Source organism: Bacillus sp. 7884-1, assembly GCF_002272245.1.
In the GTDB taxonomy this organism is placed as follows: Bacteria; Bacillota; Bacilli; order Bacillales; family Cytobacillaceae; genus Neobacillus.
On sequence record NZ_NPDD01000052.1, the window covers coordinates 1 to 3,607 of the forward strand.

A 3,607-nucleotide genomic window follows, 5' to 3' on the forward strand; every position below is an offset into this window, starting at 1 on the left:
ATAAATTCAGAAGGCTTCAATCAGTCTTTAGCAAACTTGAAAGCCTTGGTGGAGGGGAAGGAGATTCCCTACGTTTAAAGATGCATTTTATTTAGCAAAAGTGGACACGTTATATATAGAATTAATATGAAAGGACTAAAAAAATGGTTAAAGTGGTTATTTGGTCTTTATTTATTATTTCTTGGATTTCTTTGATCTTTTTAGACCGTTCAGCAATTCGAAGATATATGCCTGTTGCCCTATTTGCTACAGTGCTCAACACCATATTGGCACAAATGGCTTGGACGTATAACTGGTGGGAATTTAAAGAGACTCTTTTTAGCTGGGACAAAATAGCACCCTTATTTACTGTATATGGCATATTTTTAGTTGGGACAATATGGATATTTTATTTTACATTTCGTAAATTTTGGATATATATTATTGTTAATTTAATCATCGATCTCTTTTACGGGATGGGTCTTACGAAAATATTAAACAAGCTAGAGATAAGAGAAACGGGTAGTTTCTCTCCACTCATAAATCTTTTGACAATGACAATAATGGCCGTCATTCTATATCTTTATCAGTTATGGCAGGAAGATATCTATGATCAGGAAAAAGTTAAGTAAAGTTTATTCGATTCCTGCTTTATAGAAATCCAAATTAATCATGCTCATGATCTACTCACTTTCTTGATATAGTAATCCTAGTCCAAATTCCCCTTTAATTATTGGATAATTTTAGTAGTATTTTCTCTATTTTATATTTCGTAAACGGAATATAATTGGAATCACTATTTGACCCCTATTAAATAGATTACTGTTTGGACTCCCAAGATTTTCGGGAGTCTCTTTTTTGGTCTGGGGCATATATGACGACGGTTAGGCAACTGCATAGGAAACAGAGGCGATTCTTCAATAACGAGGGTCGCTTTTCTAATTCGACTAAGCAATTGCCTATACAATAATTTCTCTAATTGCTACCTTTATTTATTATAAAGATTATTTTATTTAATCAACGAATGGTGAGGTACTTCGGCATATTACAGCTTTAATACAGTTAACATTTTCACTGAATTTTGATAGTAATTAAATAAATAAGGGACAGTACCTGCTTTTGTTAGGTACTGTCCCTTTACTCATTTATTTTTTTAACCCAGCAGCAAAGAAGGGACCATTAACGGTAATGGTCGATAGAATACGAGCCATTTCTTGAGGGGATTCTTTCATGCCACTATTCAACCATTGTTGAATTACCCCTATATGTGCAGACGCAATATAAGAAACTAAATATGGTCCTGGAACAAGTAAATTTTCCTCCTTGATCATTGCGTTTACATCATTTCCAGATATTGTTTTCCACATAAAATCTTTCAGTCTTGTTTGGAAGGATAAATCTCCTTTTGGACCTAAAACAGCTTTCATAAAACCACTATTTTTATTAAGATACTCAAAGATTGAAACTGCAAGAGAAAAGGGTGCTACAGTTGGTGAGTTAGTTTCAAGTTCGGCAACTACACTTGGAAAGTTCTGTTTTGCCATTCTGGACATTTCAAATATAATTTCTTCTTCGCATTGAGTCATTAAATCATATTTGTCTTGATAGTGTGCATAAAATGTACCCCTATTAATTTTTGCTCTAGTTGTTATGTCTTTAACCGTAATGGCTTCGAAGCCTTTTTCATCGATTAATTCTACTAGAGCATCTCGAATGGATTCTTTTGTCCGAATGACCCGTAAATCCGTATTACTTTCTCGCAAGGTACTACCTCCCTAACTTTTATCCAACACATTTATAAAAAGTGTTCCGTAACCAACACATCTGACATTTTTGATTATTGAAACACTGTTAGTCCTCAAATTATAATGTGGTATGTAGTAAATAAACAACAGGTTGTTGTTTATTATAAACCTAAACTAAGGAGGGGTAAATATGTTCAAAAATAAACTTGTATTGGTTTCACCGATCATTGCATTGGCAGTTATTTTTATTTTTTCACTGACCTTATTTCCTTCGGTTCAACCACAGCCAAAAAATCTGCCTATTGCAATCGTAAATGAGGATGAGGGAATGGAAGTTCCTAATCAACCAAAGATGAATATGGGTCAAACGATTGTTGAAATGGTGCAAAAGTCTTCAACAACTACAAAGAACGAAGACCCTGCTGTGAAATGGATTGAAGTAAAGTCAGCTAAGGAAGTACAAAAAGGATTGGATAATCAAAAATATTATGCAGCACTGGTGATTCCGAAAGACTTTAGTGCGAAGCAAGCATCATTACGGACACCAGCACCTTCAAACCCAGAAGTACAAATATTTATCAATCAGGGAATGAATACAGCTGCTTCAACGTTGGCAGGACAGATCCTAAATGGAGTTGTTGACAACATGAACAACACTTTTCGCCAACAACTGCTTGATGGTTTTGAAAAGCAAGGAGAAACTTTGACAGCAAAACAGGCGGTAAGCCTTGCCGTTCCAATCGCTAAGAAAGTCACAAATGTGAATGAAATCGGAACCAATAGTGCTAACGGAAATTCTCCTATTTCTTTATTCCAGCCTTTATGGATTGCAAGTTTGGCTAGTGCAGCGATTCTCTTTCTTGCCGTTAGTAAATTGCCGATCAGCACTCGAAAAGAAAGTCTTGTCACAAAGGTAGGGCAAATTTTGATGAGTGCTATTGTATCACTAGTAATTGGATTTGGCATTACTTGGATAGCAGAGGGAATGGTAGGACTGAATATTCCAGATTTCCTTGATACAGCCTTATTTCTAACCATTACCTCATTTAGCTTCATCTTAATGATTTTAGCTGTACTTTCGTTAGTTGGGATTAAGGGTATTCCAGTCTTTGCCTTATTGCTATTCTTTGGAGCACCTTTACTGGCAATGGCACCTGAAATGATGTCTCCATTTTATCGGGATTGGATTTACTCTTGGTTGCCAATGCGCTTTATGATAGAAGGTCTTCGGAAATTATTCTTCTTTGGTGAAGGATTAAACTGGGACACTTCAGTTTCTGTCCTTTTCTGGATTGGATTCGTAAGCATGATTGTCATATTAGGTACTGCTTTAAAACGTAGTAGATTGAAGGAAGTAGCAACCGATTCTCGAAATATGTAAAAAGTAATGGTATGAATACAACGTTGATCTACCTGTTGTCAGGTTTAACCAAAAGAGTCATTTCCTTATAGGGAAAATGACTCTTTTTAGCTAGAGTGAAATAAAAGCATTTTAGAATGAATAACGCTTGGATTAAACCCAAGCGTTGGTAAATGTAGTACAAGTTTGTTATTCGATATGAATAATAAACTTACTGTTAAAGATTTTCTGTATTAATTCTTGGGATATCTGGTTCAAGAGCCGCGGCTTCCCTAGCATTAACATTATGTCGATCGTTTTCGTATCTTTCTAATTTACTGTCTCTTTCTATGTTTTTGGAAGGTTTCTTTTCGTCAGCCACCTCATCACCTCCTACGGATAATATGTCCAACTTTTACCCTGAAAATAAAAATAATCAGTCAGTTGCAAGGAACTTTAGATAAAGAATAACCGTCTATACTAAAAAGGGGGTAATACGTTGGTCCAAAGGTTATTTTTTGTCTTGATTGCATTAACGTTATTT

Annotated in this window: 4 protein-coding genes; 2 read left to right on the top strand and 2 right to left on the bottom strand. The window is 35.2% G+C overall.

What is annotated here, in order from left to right; all coding sequences use genetic code 11:
* Positions 1–143: 143 nt before the first annotated feature.
* Positions 144–611 (top strand): hypothetical protein, encoded by a 468-nt coding sequence (locus CHI06_RS06560; RefSeq protein WP_095247622.1) that lies wholly within the window; start codon positions 144–146, stop codon positions 609–611.
* A 513-nt stretch (positions 612–1,124) separates the two neighbouring features.
* On the opposite strand, the gene CHI06_RS06565 is transcribed toward CHI06_RS06560, so the two are convergent.
* Positions 1,125–1,742: a TetR/AcrR family transcriptional regulator gene (locus CHI06_RS06565; RefSeq protein ID WP_095247623.1), complete on the bottom strand. Its 618-nt coding sequence runs from the start codon at positions 1,740–1,742 to the stop codon at positions 1,125–1,127.
* 172 nt (positions 1,743–1,914) lie between these two features.
* On the opposite strand from CHI06_RS06565, the gene CHI06_RS06570 reads away from it, so the two are divergent.
* Positions 1,915–3,105, top strand: a complete 1,191-nt coding sequence (locus CHI06_RS06570; RefSeq protein ID WP_095247624.1) for a YhgE/Pip domain-containing protein — start codon at positions 1,915–1,917, stop codon at positions 3,103–3,105.
* Between the two features lie 196 nt (positions 3,106–3,301).
* Here the strand turns inward: CHI06_RS06570 and CHI06_RS29680 are convergent, their stop codons facing one another.
* A complete protein-coding gene (locus tag CHI06_RS29680) occupies positions 3,302–3,445 on the bottom strand; it encodes a hypothetical protein (protein ID WP_179292550.1) in 144 nt (47 codons plus the stop codon).
* Between the last annotated feature and the right edge of the window lie 162 nt (positions 3,446–3,607).